This is a genomic window from Bacillus salipaludis (assembly GCF_004358205.1).
Window position 1 is genome coordinate 352064 of record NZ_SMYO01000006.1, and the last position, 16453, is coordinate 368516.

The window sequence follows — 16453 nt, forward strand, 5'->3', positions numbered from 1 at the left end:
GAAAATAGAAATGGTGACTACATAATGAATGAAGGTAAGAAATTACAAGAAAAAGATTTATATAAACCCATTCAAAAATATTTTTCCCGAGAAGGTTATGATGTCTACGGTGAAGTCAAAGACTGTGATATGGTTGCCGTGAAAGGGGAGGAGCTTGCGATTATTGAATTAAAGCTCACGTTAAGTGTTGATTTACTCATCCAAGCAGCAAAACGCCAGCGCATAACAAATCAGGTTTATGTAGCAATCCCCAAACCCAAATATCGATTAAACTCAAGGCGTTGGGCAGATAAATGTCATTTTATCCGCAGACTTGAGTTAGGTCTTATTGTTGTTTCTCCTTCAGGAAAAGGCTTAAAAGCGGACCTGATTTTTCACCCATCACCATTTCATTCAAAAAAGAGCCGGGGGAAAAGCAAGGGGAAGCGGGCGGCAATTTTGAAAGAAATAAGCGGACGAAGTGCTGACTTTAATATCGGTGGTAGTAATCGGACTAAAATTATGACCGCCTATAAAGAAAATTGTATTCAAATTGCCTGTTTCCTGCGTGAGTCTGGTCCCTTATCTCCAAAGGCACTCCTCCAAATGGGGTCTGGAGATAAAACCTCCTCCATCTTAACAAAAAATTATTATGGCTGGTTTGATCGTATAAAAAGGGGCACCTATTGCCTTAGTGATCAGGGAGCAAAGGACATATTGGAATACCCGGAATTACTAGATTACTATTTAAAAAACATGATAAAAGACGATGAGAGTACCTGAATTATTGGTTTATTTTTTCAAATGTACTTTTGGGCTTTTATTCGCCAATCTTACCTTTAATAATTCCATAACAATTCTTTGGGCTTGTTTATCCAAAAGACAAATTTTAGGCACTAAAATCAAATCTCCTTATATAAGAAAATAAAATTACAAATATAGAGGAAAATAGAAATTGGAGGTGAAATATAGTGCCGGAGAATCAACCAAAAGTAAACATACCTTTTTCACCAGAGGTTATTGCGGTGATGAAAGATGATCCCGTTTTTCCTCAACTTGGACATCAAAGCTTTCCGGAAAAATCGAAACAAACAACTGAATTAGGGAACAAAATTTCAGAAGATCAGGGTTCACCTAATTATCCTGAATGATCGAAGCTAGTTAGGGGGTGAAAAATGGACAATAATGATAAAGTTCAAGATCATATCCAACAACCATTAATGTCAACTGGTACCACGGAGCCTGGGTTTGAAAGGGATACTAATAAGTCTAAACAGGAGACTAAACCTAAAATTGGCGAGACAATTGTGGGAGATAAGGAATAGATTGTAATATATCTGGTGACCTACCAAGCAAAGCGACGCAGCCAAAAAACTTTTGGCTGTTTTTTTCATGTGTGGATTTTAGTCTGAACTTTTTGGACAAAAAAAGGCGGTTTTCATTCGCCCCTTTTTAAGTGATTCAATGTAAAATTATACGTTTCATGAATATTCTATAGGGAGCTAAGGCGAAATGAAGCTTATTTTACCGAGAGGTGTGATGGGGATGGGGAAAAGTTCAAATAACAACAAGAAACAAAATAGCAATAGCAATAGCAATAATAAAAACAAAAGCAATAGTTCGAAAAATAGTAACCAAAAGAATAATAAAAAAAATAAATGATTCATTTGAAAGAAGGTCCTCCCCAAAATAGGGAGGACCTTCTCATAAATTACATTACATATTCTCTTCAATTTTCGCCATATAAGCATCCTGGGTGACATTCCCATTGCGCTTTAATTTATTCCATCCAACGGTAACACCTTTTATTGCCGCGAAAATCGATTTGATCACGACATACGTCATCAGCTGCTTGTACAAGATGCGTTGCAGAAACAAGGAAGCCAATGGTTTCGAGCTTTCTTTTTCCAATCTGAATGCGTATAGAGACGTAGCGAAATCCAGTACATAAAACAGGATAAACCCAATGGAGGCTCTGCCTGGGTGCTCGCCAAAAAGGGCGAGAATGAACAAGAAATCCGCAATCGGCGAGATCGTTTGATAAAGATATTGGAATATCCACATGTTTGGCAGGCCGATATATCCTAATGATGGATGCTTTAAATTAAATAAAGCCCCTCGATGTTTCCATAGGCATTGCAGGGTCCCATAAACCCAACGGTAACGCTGTTTTGCCAAGCTTTTAAGATCCTCCGGAACCTCAGTATAGGCGTAGGCCTTTTCTTCAAATTCAATCTTTTTCCCTTGGCGTAAAAGGGTGAGCGTGATATCGGTATCCTCTGCCAGTGTATCTTCTTGAAAGTATCCCGCTTCTTCCACCGCTGTTTTTCTCCATGCCCCGATTGCACCTGGTACAACCGTAATGCAATTGAGCGCAGCGAAGGCTCTTCTTTCCAGGTTAAAGCCGGTCACATATTCGATATGCTGCCAATTTGTAAGGAGATTTCCCTTATTACCTACCTTTACATTACCTGAAACAGCCGCAACCTTTTCGTTTTTAAAATGGTTCACAAGCAAGGAGATGGCGTTTTCGGCAATGAGTGTATCTGCATCAAGTGCCACTACGATTTCTCCTATTGCTTCTTTAAAACCAAGATTCACGGCGGAGGATTTTCCGCCATTGCTTTTTTTAATTAATCGAACCCGAGGATGGTTAGCAAACGCTTTTTGAACCACACCAGCGGTATCATCCTTTGATCCATCGTCGATGACCAGCACCTCAAATGCAGGATAGTCACTCGATAAAATTGAGTCAATCGTTTTGCAAATGACTTTTTCCTCGTTATAGGCCGCAATCACGACACTTGTAAAAGGGGTAAAGCCAGGATCTACCTCCGTTTTTTTATACCGTTTTACCTGTCTGTTGGAAAGGAAAACAAAGAGCAGCAGACGTAAAATTCCTAAAACGATTGCGGAAAAGAAAAGCACGTTTAATCCTGAACGCCAGCCTTGTACGAGCACAAATATCGCTCGATCATAGACAAAATAAGGTCGGTCTGCATCTGCAAGCGGCATGATCTGATGATGATCTTTTCCAATAAGATCTGAAATGGTAGTAAAGGTATAACCCTGTTGTTTAAGTTCTTTTATCAAGATCGGCAATGCCTTTACTGTATGGGAGCGGTCACCACCGGCATCGTGCATCAAGATAATATTCCCTTCCGGCAGTTGATCCAAGACCTGCTTTACAATCTCTTTACTTGAAGGTCTTTGCCAATCTTCCGAATCAATGGCTTCACCGACCATGGTATAACCCATTTCCTGCGCACGCCATATCGGCAGCAGTTCTTCCCTTGTGCTCGGTTCCGCATCGGCGACATAGGGCGGGCGGAAAAGATTCATCGAATGCCCGGTAATTTCCTGAAACAGTCGCTGATTTGCATTGAGCTCAACTTTGGTTTGTGTTGATGTCGTGGAGGCAACATTTGGATGTGTAAAGGTATGGCTGCCGATTTCATGGCCCTCATTATACATCCTTTTCACCAGTTCCGGGTGTTGCAAGGCATTTTGGCCAACGATAAAGAAGGCCGCTTTTATATGATTCTTTTTCAGAATGTCCAATATTTCTGGTGTATATTTTGGATCCGGTCCATCATCGAAGGTCAGGACCACTTTCTTCCGTTCCACATTACCAGAACGAACCACTTCAAAAGGCATTGGTAATTTTGTATAGGATTCATTTTGAATCCAACCCTGTGAATCAGTTTGAATCGTTCTTTTTCCACTTTGTGCTGGAGAAGCAATTTTCAAAATCTCTCCATCACCTGTATAGTGAACGGGGTCAGGACTGACCAGGGTTTCTAGTGTCTTGGAAGGATTAGCCATTTCCTTTGGTTTATTGATGTACTTCCAGATTGATGGATCTTCAGAACCGAGGCGCCAAACCGCAATTCCTTTTGAGCCGCTATTCAGTGCGGTTTTCATTTGATTATAAAAGGTCGCACCATCTAAAAACCAAACAATATGGTTTTTTCCCTCTATTTTGTAACGGAAAAAGGGGTTGCCTGCTTGTTTATTCCAAAAAATTTGCAGGTTGGTGCCGATTCCGAGATTCATGATATCCCCGAATGTCATGGTTTCAGCTGGCCATTTAGCATTTTCCTCCCAATCGTAACCAAAGCTTCCGAGACTTACAATTAATTTTTCAGAAGGGATTGGGAGCTGGTTTAAACTCTCTTTTACCCAATCCGTTTGAGCAACAGGTCCAGGTTTACTCGTAGAGTTGTGCTGGTCATAAAGCATGACAAACATCCGGTCAACTTTAGCGGCTAATGAGGCATAGTCAAAACTATTGTTCATTGGCGGAACATCCATTGTGAACATGAGATCATGTTCATGAAAAGCTTTCGAAGTTTTATCGATAAAAACAGTTAAATTCGCTTTGTCCTTTTGCTGGACGCCTTCAAAATCTATATTGATCCCGTCAAAGTGATTCGTTCTTACATACGCTAACAAATTGTTTATCAAACGCTCTTCAGCCCCAGGTGTCGTAAATAACCGATGGAGAGTTTCTCCATCCCATTTATTGTTGGTGTAATTATTCACTAATGGGAGAACCTTTATTTGGTGTTTTTTTGCCTCGGCCTTTATAGACGAGTCTGTACTTGTCTTTAAGGTGAGGTCAGAATTGAGCTGAAGCCACTCTGGGATGATGGTTGTCATGGAATGGATGTGCTTATTGAAAGACGCTTTGCTGTTTTCATCCCAGTTGACGTAAAAGCCATATACTTCTTGTTTGCTTGATTGATGAATCCCTTGGTTATTCTTTTTTTGAATAAGCGGTGAAGGATTCGTTTTCTGAAACTGTGCGGCTAACTGTTCTTCACTTAAGGGTTGATTAATAGGAACAATTCCGCTCGTTTCAGCTGTTTTACTCAATTGCAGTTCTGGAAACATTGGATCTGTATAAAGGCTATCTATAAAAATCATTGAAACTAATAGGATGAATACACTAAAGCCTGTCGTCATTCGAATGATAATCGACCAGCGTCTTTTAGCAGGATCAAGAAAAACGTGTTCTTGGTCTCGCTCATTTTTTTTCAGTCCTAAATTGTAGAACCAATGGAAGAAAAAGAAGCAAGAAAGTCCGATTAAACCTCCAAAAATCCCAGTTGTAATGGATTGGGTAAGCTGTATTTTTGTTTTAAGGGTGGAGGTTAGCCAGTCATTCATAAATCTTTCCATGGCCTCTAAATTTAGGAACGGTAAGTGACGAACCATCGGAATAAAAATGGTAATCAAGGTTCCAAAGAATAAAGCAATAATATTAAGACGGAAAATGAGGGAAAAGGCAAGCATTAATGGAATTCTAGCACTATATAAAGGTATAAAACCCAAGAAAAATCCAAGTGTACTCGCCACCGCACCGCCACTTCCCGTTACAGGCGCAAACAACGATCGAACCATCCACCTAAAAATTCGATTCATAAAACTCCTCCTTTGTTGGGTGACAGGCACCGTTCGTGGACTTTTTGATGAAATTGTCCGTATGCAGTGGACAGTGTTTTTTCGACAAAAAATGACTACCAACAGAAGGTTAGGATGGCGGTGTAGGATTATGGGGGTAGGGTAGAAGGTTTTCATTTTTTGATGGTTAAGGACTATGTTTTTGGGTTTAATTACCTTGAAGAATAGAGATAAAATAAGTAAATATGACTATATCGAATACCCCCAGAAACTCTTTGAATTGGTCGAATTTTGTAAGGCTATTGCGCGTAAAAAGATAAGAGGAGAACCAAATGAATAAACTGACTAAAGGAGCACTCACGATGGTGTTAGTGGGATCGGTTACGTTTTCTGTCACTAATGCCTTGTTTGGAGATACTATAAAACAAATCACGCAAGGAAAAGATGTAACAGAGCCTGAGAACCAAAAAATTACGGACCAAATGGGCAATGTCGAAAAAACTGGGAAGAATCAACCACAAAAAACAGCAAATAATGTGAACCAAGCGGAAAAAACGGTGAAAGTACAAAAAACGATGGCTGTTGGGAATCTAGTAGATAAAGCGGTGACCGTTGCAACACAAGAAACTGTAAATGACAAAAATGTGAGGACTCTAACAGCAAAAACTCAAACAGGAAAAACGACTGTAAAAGACGTAAAAATCACAGCTTCACATCCTAGTACTGCCCCAAAAACGGTTGTAACGAATGCAAAGAAGAGTGATAAGGTTGTAGCACCAATTCCAAAGAATAATACAACCACTAGAACAACCTCAACGACCACTCATTCAGCAGCCCCTGCGACTCATCCTACTGCTTCGGGTCAAAATTCTACTGCAACAGGGTCAACAGGGAAGGGGGCATCAAATACGAAGCCAGTGGCCAACACTGCTCCAAAGCCCTCAACAACTAAGACTGCGACAACCAATCATGGACAACAGGTTTCACAAGCAGCAAAAGAAAAAGCTGCGATCCGTCAGGCTACCAATGAAAATAATGGAAAGAACAAGTAAAGGATCACCGAGAAGGCGATCCTTTTTTTCAACTCTTTATTTAAATGAGTCTATTTTCCTTAAATTCTTGCATTTTAATATTTTACACATTTAAATATCATATCAACATTTTTCTTTGTATTTTCCATGATCTTTTTGCGGAATTCTTTTGCTTTTTTGAAGGCTTCCATCATTCCTGATGCTTCAATTTTAATCTCTCGAGGACCTACCGGTTCATTCAAGAGAAAAATATATTGTCTCATGTTGTAATCACCCTTCGAACAGTAAATTTGTATAAAGTATATCGTATAATGTAATCGTTTACAATTGTTTTCTATCAGGTTACAGTTTTTAACAAATAGGTGAAACGGAAATTAGGAAACAGAATGGCAGGGAAAGACAAAAAAAAGTGCCAAAGACCAGAATTTATGATCTATGACACTTTTTTATCCAAGTGTATCTTTAATTAGTGTAGAAGGTTATTTCGTTCGATCCAAAAATCAAACCTTTAAAATTCGTCTTAATGATGAAGTAGCTCCCAACATTCCGATGAAAACCCCAAAAAGAAGCAAAATCAAACATGAAATCGGAATGAGGGGGAGAGGGGCGAGCAACTCAATAAAGTCCAAATCGATATATCTCCTAAAATAAAGATAAACAAAATAGTATCCTGTCAGGATGAGAATGCTAGCAATGATTGCTCCTAGCAATCCAATGAAAGAACCTTCGATAAAAAAAGGAAGACGAATAAATCCGTTCGTAGCTCCAATTAATTTCCTAAGCTGAATTTCTTCTTTTCTCGCCAATACCGTAATTTTAATTGTGTTCGTTACTGAATGAACAGCTGCAAGGGTGAGACAAATAATAAAGATGGTCCCAGCCAATCGGGCAATTTTTGTAGAGGTAACCAGGGGACCAACCACGTTTTTAGCATACGCTACTTTATCCACAAGCGCTAATTTTTCTACTTTTTTGGCAACACCTGCTACATCTTTTGGCTGTTCGGTTTTAATCACCAATTCATCATTTAATGGATTATCGTTTTTTAATGTTTGAAAAGCTGCGCCCTCATCTCCTAAATTTTTCATAAAGCTTTGAAGGCCTTCATGTTTAGAAATGAACGTAACAGACGTAACATGATCATACGTTTGAATTGTACTAGTGAGAATTTTTACGTCCTCGGAATCAATTTCCTTTAAATAGGCGTGTATTTCTACATTTTTCTCTACTTTTGTTGTCATGTGGTTTAAGTTGACCAACAGTAAGAAGGTAATCCCGATGAGGAAAATCATTAAAGTTAAAGAACTGACCGAAGCAACCGTCATCCAGCCATTCCTTTTAAAATTATTCATTCCTTCTCTAATATGTCGATTCAAGTAGGATCCTTTTTTCAACTTGTTCGCACCTTCCTTTGATGATCACGAAGAATGCTTCCATTTTCGATTAAAATAACCCGTTTCGTGGTATGTTCTACAAACTCTTTATTATGAGTGGTCATAAGGATCGTTGTCCCGAGTTTGTTGATATCTTCAAAAACCTTCAGGATTTCCCATGCCGTTTTACTATCTAAATTTCCAGTCGGTTCATCCGCGATAATCAATTTTGGGCGGTTCACTATTGCTCTGGCGATAGCAACCCGTTGCTGCTCTCCACCGGATAATTCCTTTGGAAAAGCATTAACTTTCGATTCAAGGCCTACCATTTTTAGAGCATGAAAGACATTGTCACGAATCAAGTTTATCGGTACTCCAATCGTTTCTTGGGCAAAAGCGACATTCTCATAAACAGTCATTTTTGATAACAAACGAAAGTCTTGAAAAACCATCCCAATCGATCTTCTTAACTGCGGAATTCTCTTCTCTTTTATCGTTGATACTTTTATTCCGTTAACGAATAGCTCACCGCTCGTTAATTTTTCTTCTCGTGTAATCAGTTTATTAAGGGTCGATTTTCCTGCGCCACTCTCACCAATCATCAAGATGAATTCACCACTTGAGATCTGCAGGTTAATGTTTTTTAATGCATGCACTCCATTGGGATAGATTTTTGTTACTTCTTGAAACTGAATCAATTTACTCAAACCCCTTTTCAGAAGGTGATGTTAATCATTAAATTCATCTAACTTCCATAAATCATACTGGTAGATTATTTTAAGCAGTTTATTTGCATACCCCGGGTCAGTCGCATATCCTGCGTCGTGTATGCCATGGGCGTAATCTACAATATTGGTAGCATCTTTTAAATATTTTTGATACCTAGGAGTTAATAATAGATTTGCATGATCTAGCATACTATCATAATAGGTTTTATATTTGGCAAATTCGGCTATGACCACGATTTTTTCACCTTTTACATATTCCGTTGTTTCTACTTTGACCGAACCTGCTGTGCCTGTTCCTTTTATTCCAAATAGGTTTTTGGCTTTATAGGCGAGTCCGGATAGACCATTATAACGACCCGAACTTTCCAGAATGATTTGACCCAAAGTAATTGAAGCCGGAACACCTGTCACTTGTTCAAGCTTTTGGGAATCTGGAACGAAGGGAGCGATAATCGAATTGATCTTTACCACATTTTCTTTATTTTCACTGCCATTATGATTGATTAGGTCTAGAATTTCTTTTCCTTTTTTCTGTAACAATTCAAGGGCGATCGTTTTTTCCTGTTCTTCTTTTTCTAATTGTTTTTTCTTCTTTTCAAGAAACTTAGATAATTTTTCTTTTTCCTTTTTGTTTTTCTCTTGTCCTGCTTTTATTTCTTCTAATTCTGCTTTTTCTTCCATCGTTGACTTTTGTAAGGATTGAACTTTACCTTTGATACTCGCAACCTTGTTTTGGTTTGCGATGTATTCTTCAATAAATTCCTTATCTTTGTTTACAATTTTATCATAAGCAAAAAAATGGTCGATAAATTCTCCAAAACTATTAACAGATAGAACTACATTTAGAAATGATATTTCACCATCTGTTCGATAATACGCAGCAACTCTGTCCTTAAATTCTTGTTTTCTATTATTAAGTAAGGTTGTAATTCTCTTTTCCTCTTTATTTAAACGGTTCATTTTCCCTTGAATTTTTTTTAATTCATTTGCTTTTTTTTGAATTTTTTCCTTTGATGTGGTGATTTGTTGATCAAGGGCTTTTATTTTTTCTGCAGTTGCTTCTATTTCTTCTTGGACTAGAACTTTTTGTTGTTTAATCGCTGTTAAGTCATCTTGGATTTGTTTTTGTGAATCCGTTGGAGGTTTAGAGTCAATGCTTTTTGCATTGGCCGCAATCGGAGTTGTCATGAATGTAAGAAAGCAAGCAGATAACAAAATCATCTTTTTATCCATAGTTCAGTTCCTGCCTTTAAGTTTAATAGAATCATTAGTTATCAGATAAAAATTATAGATACAATTCGTATGTATTTGTACTGTATTTATCTTCCTTTTTGATATTAACAGAACTAGGAATAAAATACCATGTAGAAATTGTAACGCTTTATAGACAATATTGTTTCATTTTTGAGGTGATTCCTAAGTTGTATCTTAAAAATTTAATTTCAAGCGTAAAATTTCTTAAAAAATGAGAAAAACCCCTGGATCGATATTCACAGGGATTCTTTTCAATAGAAGAATTATTCTTTATAAACAATCATTATCCTAAAAAAAGAAACATCCCTGAATCTACTGGGATGTCTCTTTAGAAGATTATGCCTCTTTTTTAAATTTGAGAGGCGGCTCGTTTATTCCAAATAACTCTTCCGTGATAGGATTAGTTTTGTTTTTGATTTTACTCACAAACATCGGATTGACGATGACCGTTACGATGATATTCGCCAATAATCCCCAGAATCCTTCGTAAATACCAAAAGACTTTCCGGTCGCATAAACGGTGAACGTGACAATCAATCCGACGAGTAAGCCCAAAATCGTGGCTTCTTTCGTTTGGTTTTTCCAGTAAAGGCTAAACACAATTGCCGGGAAGATTTGAACCATTCCTGATACCCCTAATAATTGAAGTGACACAAGGGCAGAAGGGAAGACCATTCCAAAAATTAACGCCAGACCGATGACAACAAATACCATCGAACGAGTGACCATTGTTAATTTTGCCTGTGTCACGTTCGGATTAATAAAATCCCGATAAATGTTATTTGCAAATAAGTTTGAAGCACCGATGGCCATAATCGAACACGGAATCAGAGAGGCTAGTGCAATCGTTGCATAAGCTAAGCCTTGAACTGTCCCGCCATAGGAAACTTGAATTAAGTTTAACAAGGCAAACCGAGGATTCGTACCCTGTGGCAATACATGATAGGCAACAAAGCCTAAGAAAATAAGCAGAATTAACACAATATTATACAGCGGTAAAAAGATTGCATTTTTCCTTAGTGCATCTGCACTTTTCGCTGTAAAGACCCCTGTAGCTGCATGTGCCCACATGAATAGGGCTAAACCAGAAATGAGTGAAGCGGTTAGAAACCATGGAATCCCTTTTGGCCCGGAAGTAGGGATGGTAAGTAACTGCGGTGAATCCGAAGCTACCTTGTGAATCATTGAACCCCAACTGCCAAAATGTAAGATTGGTAGATTGACAACCAAGAATAACATAATCACCCAAACCATGATGTCCTTTATAACTGCCGTATAAGTAGGTCCCTTAATTCCGCTAAAAAAGGTGTATAGTGCAACTAATAGGAAAGAGAAAACCACTACGACTTTGACATTGATAAAGCCTGTCCCTGCAACGGTTAAAGTATCTTGAATCCCGGCTAACTGTAAATCTATGTACGGGATTAACATTAATACTCCAACTGCTGCAATTAAAAAGGATAAAAATTTACTATCAAATCTTACTTTTGCATAGTCAGCCAGCGTCGTTAGCTTATGGCTTTTCGAAAATTTCCAAAGCTTTGGTAAAAAGAAATAAGAAATAAAGTAGGCAATGATCGTATAGGGAATAGCAAAGAATGCTAAACTTCCACCTGTATAGGCCGTACTGGTTAATCCTAAAAAGGTATAAGCCGTATAAAGATCCGCCCCGACTAAGAACCAAACGAGTAGTGTCCCAAATCTCCGACCGCCGACAGACCATTCTTCAACAGAGCTTCTATTTGATTTATCACGCCCTGATAAAAATCCAATCAAAACAACGACTAAAACGATGGCAGCTGTAATGACCAATGCAGTTAAATTTCCCTTCATGATTCCGTACTCCTTTCTGATTTTTGTAGGCGAAAGATCAAAAAGGTACATAAAGGAGTAATAATCATCCCCAAAAAGAGCCAAAATGCAAGAAATGGTAATCCAAAAATAATCGGTTGGATCCGATTAACAAATGGGATTGCCACAATCATAAATACAATAGGCACCATGGATAGTATCGCAATGATTGTCTTTTTGCCCATTTTAATAAACCCCCTAATTTTTAAATATTTCATCAATTCAAAAATTGACCTCAATAATAGTATCAGTAATTTCCGACTAAGACAAGCGGATTACATGAAAATGTCAAAAAATATTTTATTTTAAAATAATAATAGGGATGGTAAGCGCATTCAATCCATTTAGGAGAATCACGCAAATTTTCAAGTGGGAACAGTGAAAAGGGAGAAAAGTTGCATTTTTCAGGTGATGCCAAGTATAAGCAGGGCCTTGTTTGTAAATAACAATGAAATGTGAAATATATTTGCTATCTCTATTCCTTCAATTCATGTAAAATAAGATGTTGGACAAAGGTTTTTAAATGACGAAACAAAGCATGGAGGATTAAAGGTGACGTATCAACTGCATAAGAAATTTAAAATGTTTTCATTAAATTCAAATCCTAAGCTGGCAAATGAAGTGGCGGATCTTTTGGGCTGCGAACTAGGGAAAAACTCCACTACTCGATTTAGTGATGGTGAAATTCAAATACATGTACAAGAGAGTGTCCGTGGTGGTTATGTATATTTAGTCCAATCTACATCACAGCCAAACAATGAACATATTATGGAGCTCCTCATTATGATTGATGCCATGAAGAGAGCTTCTGCAAAAAGAATTAATGTGGTCATGCCTTATTACAGTTATGCCCGTCAAGACCGCAAAGCTCGTTCGCGGGAACCGATTACGGCGAAGCTGATTGCGAATCTTTTACAAAAAGCGGGAGCTACACGGTTACTTACCATTGACTTCCATTCTCCACAGGAACAGGGCTTCTTTGACATTCCAGTGGATCACTTAACAGGTATTCCGATTCTTGCCGAGTATTTTATGAAAAAACAATTGGAAGATGTTGTCGTGGTTGCTCCACATAATGGAGTAGTGGTGAAAGCGAGAAAACTAGCCAGCCCATTAAACGCACCGATTGCCTTAATTGACCGCAGGAATCCTGAATCCAATGTGTCTGAAGTCTTGAACATTATTGGGAATGTGGAAGGGAAAAATGCGATTATTATTGACGGTTTAGTCGACACGGCATCGAACATTACGTTATCAGCGAATGCATTGATAGAGGCGGGGGCCAAGGCGGTTTATGCCTGCTGCACGCATCCGGTTCTCTCAGGTCCAGCTATTAGCAGAATCGAAGCCTCACCGATTAAAGAATTAGTTGTCACGAACACCATTGATCTGCCAAAAGAAAAGCAAATTGATAAAATTACGGTTTTATCCGTTGCTCCGTTGCTTGCAGAAGCAATTGATCGGATCCATAACGAAAAAGCAGTTAGTCCGTTATTTGAATAAGGTAAAAAGGTATCCTGAAATTAAATCGGGATGCCTTTTTTAATTTGCTGTGTTAAAGGACAATAATGATTTTTGAGCAACGTTGATTGGAGCGGAAGGCGCGAAGACTCCTCGAAAATGCTAACGCATTTTCTTCGTGCGTGGGCGGATTCGAGGATGTAATTCAATGTCCTGTGGGAGTACGGGGCAGGGGAGACCCCACAGGAGCGAAGCGACGAGGAGGCTCCCCGGTCCGCCCACGAACCGCATGCGCCTAGAGCGGAAATCAACAACCAAGTTTAACAGAGTCATTAATTTAACGCTTAAAGTAGTGGGTCAGACGCCAAAATAGTTGGAAAATTCACTTAAATAAAGTATAATAATTCAAAAAGTAGAGAAGGAGACGAGTTGAGTATGACGAGCTTGAGCACAGATAAAAAAGGGTATTTCGGGGAATTCGGAGGAAGTTTTATTCCGAAGGATCTCCAAGTGGTAATGGATCAATTAGAGGAACAATTTTTGCGCTATAAAGATGATCCTGAATTTCAGGAAGAATTTAAATTTTACCTAAAGCAATATATTGGTCGTGAAAATCCGCTTACATATGCTGAAAACCTAACGCGGAAAATTGGCGGAGCGAAAATCTACTTAAAACGGGAAGATTTAAACCATACCGGTGCCCATAAAATTAATAATGCCATTGGACAAATTCTGCTTGCGAAACGAATGGGTGTAAAAAGAATCATCGCCGAAACAGGCGCCGGGCAGCACGGGGTTGCAACCGCAACGGCATGTGCAATGTTCGATATGGAATGTATCATCTACATGGGTAAGCTTGATACGGAGCGCCAGGCATTAAATGTTTTCCGCATGGAATTATTGGGTGCTAAAGTTGTTCCTGTCGAGAAAGGACAGGGCCGCCTTAAAGATGCAGTTGATGAAGCTTTAGGGGATTTAGTGCAAAACTATAAAAATACTTTTTACTTGCTTGGCTCTGCGGTCGGTCCGCATCCATACCCAACCATGGTGAAGCATTTCCAATCAATTATTAGTGAAGAGTCAAAACGCCAAATCCTTGAGCAGGAAGGGAAGCTGCCTACAGCTGTTATTGCCTGTGCCGGCGGTGGAAGCAATGCAATCGGAGCGTTTGCTCATTATATCGACGAAAAAGATGTGCGTTTGATTGGTGTAGAACCAAAGGAAGCTCCTACTTTAACAGAAGGAGTACCGGCGGTCATTCATGGTTTCAAATGTCTCACTTTGCTCGATGAGAAAGGGGAGCCTCAACCAACCTATTCCATTGCGGCAGGCCTGGATTATCCGGGTGTTGGTCCCGAACACAGCCACTTAAAGGTTAGCGGCAGAGCTGAATATGTGACAGCAACAGGACAAGAAGCATTGGAGGCCTTCCAAATTTTATCTAAAACAGAAGGGATTATCCCTGCTTTAGAAAGCTCTCATGCTGTTGCCCATGCAATTAAATTGGCAAAGGAACTCACAAAAGACGATATTTTGATTGTGAATTTATCAGGGCGTGGCGATAAGGATGTAGAACAAGTATTTCATATGTTGAAAAAAAACTAACAGAAATTCTAAACAAAAGGAGAATCCCAGAATAGGGATTTTTCTTTTGTTATTTATCGTTTTCATCAACAATTACAAAATTTCAGGCATTTGCTTGTAGAAAGCAACTAGTTTGACAAAATCCTATTAACCCAATATAGTAGTAAAGTTCATTTGTGTTTGGGTAACCTAACAGGGACTCGTTTTCTTATAATAAAATCAAGGGGGGAATTTTTACTTGGACACCACAAAATCTTCGCAACCATCGCTTCGGACCGCACCCATTTTTGCTGTTTTGATAGCTGGAGCGTTTGTCGCTTTTTTAAATCAAACAGTCATTAATGTCGCATTGCCGCAAATTATGAATTCCTTTCAAATTTCAGCTGCTACTGCAAACTGGTTAAGTACTATTTTCATGTTAACAAACGGAATTGTAATCCCGATCACTGCATTTTTAATGCAAAGATTTACAACCAGGCAATTATTTTTATTTTCAATGGGTATTTTTTCAGTTGGAACCTTTATCTGTGCGATTGCACCATCTTTTTCCGTTATTTTAGTAGGCCGTGTTGTTCAGGCAATAGGTGCCGGAATTCTTTTTCCACTCATTACGAATGTTATTTTTACCATCTTCCCTTTGGAACGTCGTGGATTTGCCATGGGAATCTTTGGGGTTGCATTGAACTTTGCTCCAGCGATCGGTCCAACATGGGCTGGATGGATTATTGAAACGTATTCGTGGCATGTGATGTTTTATATCATTGCCCCAATTGCACTAATAGACTTTTTTATTGCGATTTTTCTTGTGAAAAATGTAACAGAAACAAGCCGTCCAAAACTCGACGTGCTCGGTGTAATTTTATCAACGATAGGATTTGGCGGAATTCTTTATGGATTCACCACTGGAGGAACAAAAGGGTGGTCTGATCCTGAGGTGATTACCTTGTTTATTGTAGGGGGAATCAGCCTAATCCTGTTTGTATGGCGTCAGCTAACAGTGGGGCATCCAATTTTAGAATTTAGAATCTTTAAGTATAAGATGTTTACATTAACGACGATTATTAACGTGATTGTGACAATGGCCATGTTCTCAGGAATGATTTTAATGCCAATCTATATGCAAAATATTCATGGCTTCAGCCCGCTTGAAGCAGGTTTTATGCTACTCCCGGGCGGTGTGGTAATGGGGATTATGTCGCCAATCACAGGGAAGCTTTTTGATAAATATGGTGCAAGATGGTTAGCGATTGTTGGTTTAGCGATCACCATCCTTACCACCTATGCATTGACCAGACTTCATACAGATACATCGTTTTCTTATGTAATATGGGTGTATACCATCAGGATGTTTGGAATTTCGCTCTTGATGATGCCAATTTTTACAGCTGGTTTGAATGATTTAGGACTTAGTTTAAATAAATACGGCACGGCAATGGTAAATACGTTAAGAATGGTTGCCGGGGCTGTCGGAATGGCCTTTTTCGTTTCCATTATGACGAATAATGGGAAAAGCCATGTGGAGACGATTATGAGTCAAAATCAAATTTCACCAACTGATAAAATTCATATGGCACTGGCGATCAAACAGGGAACGGTAATGGGAATTGACGATGCCTTTATGATTGCTACCTATTTAACGATTGCAGCCTTTATTTTGGCCTTCTTTATTAAAAAAAGAAAACCCGGAAGAGAGCAAGAAGAGCCAATTAGAAGAAAAGTTATAAAAAAGGTCCCACAAGCACAATAATGGATTGAAACGAAAAAAGCTTGCATCCATTGCAAGCTT

Annotated in this window: 15 protein-coding genes; 8 read left to right on the forward strand and 7 right to left on the reverse strand. The window is 38.8% G+C overall.

Annotated features, from left to right (window positions below; translation table 11 throughout):
* Positions 1 to 24: 24 nt before the first annotated feature.
* The 4 genes from E2K98_RS14855 to E2K98_RS30965 all read left to right on the forward strand — a co-directional run bounded on the left by E2K98_RS14855 (position 25) and on the right by E2K98_RS30965 (position 1641).
* On the forward strand, positions 25 to 762 hold the full coding sequence (locus E2K98_RS14855; RefSeq protein ID WP_133335363.1) for a DUF2161 domain-containing phosphodiesterase: 738 nt from the start codon (positions 25 to 27) through the stop codon (positions 760 to 762).
* 188 nt (positions 763 to 950) lie between these two features.
* Positions 951 to 1130, forward strand: a complete 180-nt coding sequence (locus tag E2K98_RS14860; RefSeq protein ID WP_133335365.1) for a hypothetical protein — start codon at positions 951 to 953, stop codon at positions 1128 to 1130.
* A gap of 24 nt (positions 1131 to 1154) precedes the next feature.
* Positions 1155 to 1304 (forward strand): hypothetical protein, encoded by a 150-nt coding sequence (locus E2K98_RS30960; RefSeq protein ID WP_165976277.1) that lies wholly within the window; start codon positions 1155 to 1157, stop codon positions 1302 to 1304.
* Between the two features lie 187 nt (positions 1305 to 1491).
* Complete coding sequence (locus E2K98_RS30965) at positions 1492 to 1641, forward strand: hypothetical protein (RefSeq protein ID WP_165976278.1); 150 nt, start codon at positions 1492 to 1494, stop codon at positions 1639 to 1641.
* 54 nt (positions 1642 to 1695) lie between these two features.
* Here E2K98_RS30965 and E2K98_RS14865 read toward each other — a convergent pair whose 3' ends face one another.
* Positions 1696 to 5022: a polysaccharide deacetylase family protein gene (locus E2K98_RS14865; RefSeq protein ID WP_133335603.1), complete on the reverse strand. Its 3327-nt coding sequence runs from the start codon at positions 5020 to 5022 to the stop codon at positions 1696 to 1698.
* A 695-nt stretch (positions 5023 to 5717) separates the two neighbouring features.
* On the opposite strand from E2K98_RS14865, the gene E2K98_RS14870 reads away from it, so the two are divergent.
* Positions 5718 to 6437, forward strand: a complete 720-nt coding sequence (locus E2K98_RS14870; RefSeq protein WP_133335367.1) for a hypothetical protein — start codon at positions 5718 to 5720, stop codon at positions 6435 to 6437.
* Between the two features lie 74 nt (positions 6438 to 6511).
* Here the strand turns inward: E2K98_RS14870 and E2K98_RS30970 are convergent, their stop codons facing one another.
* The 6 genes from E2K98_RS30970 to E2K98_RS14895 all read right to left on the reverse strand — a co-directional run bounded on the left by E2K98_RS30970 (position 6512) and on the right by E2K98_RS14895 (position 11807).
* Complete coding sequence (locus E2K98_RS30970; RefSeq protein ID WP_165976279.1) at positions 6512 to 6679, reverse strand: hypothetical protein; 168 nt, start codon at positions 6677 to 6679, stop codon at positions 6512 to 6514.
* Between the two features lie 237 nt (positions 6680 to 6916).
* Positions 6917 to 7810: a permease-like cell division protein FtsX gene (gene ftsX, locus E2K98_RS14875; RefSeq protein ID WP_165976280.1), complete on the reverse strand. Its 894-nt coding sequence runs from the start codon at positions 7808 to 7810 to the stop codon at positions 6917 to 6919.
* A complete protein-coding gene (gene ftsE / locus E2K98_RS14880; RefSeq protein WP_133335371.1) occupies positions 7807 to 8487 on the reverse strand; it encodes a cell division ATP-binding protein FtsE in 681 nt (226 codons plus the stop codon). The genes ftsX and ftsE overlap by 4 nt, the downstream gene beginning before the upstream one ends.
* A 30-nt stretch (positions 8488 to 8517) precedes the next feature.
* Positions 8518 to 9750: a glucosaminidase domain-containing protein gene (locus E2K98_RS14885; RefSeq protein WP_133335373.1), complete on the reverse strand. Its 1233-nt coding sequence runs from the start codon at positions 9748 to 9750 to the stop codon at positions 8518 to 8520.
* A gap of 357 nt (positions 9751 to 10107) precedes the next feature.
* Positions 10108 to 11604, reverse strand: coding sequence for a sodium:solute symporter family protein (locus E2K98_RS14890; RefSeq protein ID WP_133335375.1), 1497 nt, complete (start codon positions 11602 to 11604; stop codon positions 10108 to 10110).
* Complete coding sequence (locus E2K98_RS14895) at positions 11601 to 11807, reverse strand: DUF3311 domain-containing protein (RefSeq protein WP_133335377.1); 207 nt, start codon at positions 11805 to 11807, stop codon at positions 11601 to 11603. The genes E2K98_RS14890 and E2K98_RS14895 overlap by 4 nt, the downstream gene beginning before the upstream one ends.
* Before the next feature lie 367 nt (positions 11808 to 12174).
* Between E2K98_RS14895 and E2K98_RS14900 the strand changes: the two genes are divergently transcribed.
* From E2K98_RS14900 to E2K98_RS14910, 3 genes are all read left to right on the forward strand, one after another.
* A complete protein-coding gene (locus tag E2K98_RS14900; protein ID WP_026572934.1) occupies positions 12175 to 13125 on the forward strand; it encodes a ribose-phosphate diphosphokinase in 951 nt (316 codons plus the stop codon).
* Positions 13126 to 13518: 393 nt separating this feature from the next.
* Entirely contained in the window at positions 13519 to 14688 is a 1170-nt protein-coding gene (trpB, locus tag E2K98_RS14905) for a tryptophan synthase subunit beta (RefSeq protein WP_133335379.1), read from the forward strand.
* Between the two features lie 217 nt (positions 14689 to 14905).
* Positions 14906 to 16414 carry a DHA2 family efflux MFS transporter permease subunit gene (locus E2K98_RS14910; RefSeq protein ID WP_133335381.1) on the forward strand — a complete coding sequence of 503 codons (1509 nt, stop codon included), beginning with the start codon at positions 14906 to 14908 and terminating at the stop codon, positions 16412 to 16414.
* Positions 16415 to 16453: the final 39 nt, after the last annotated feature.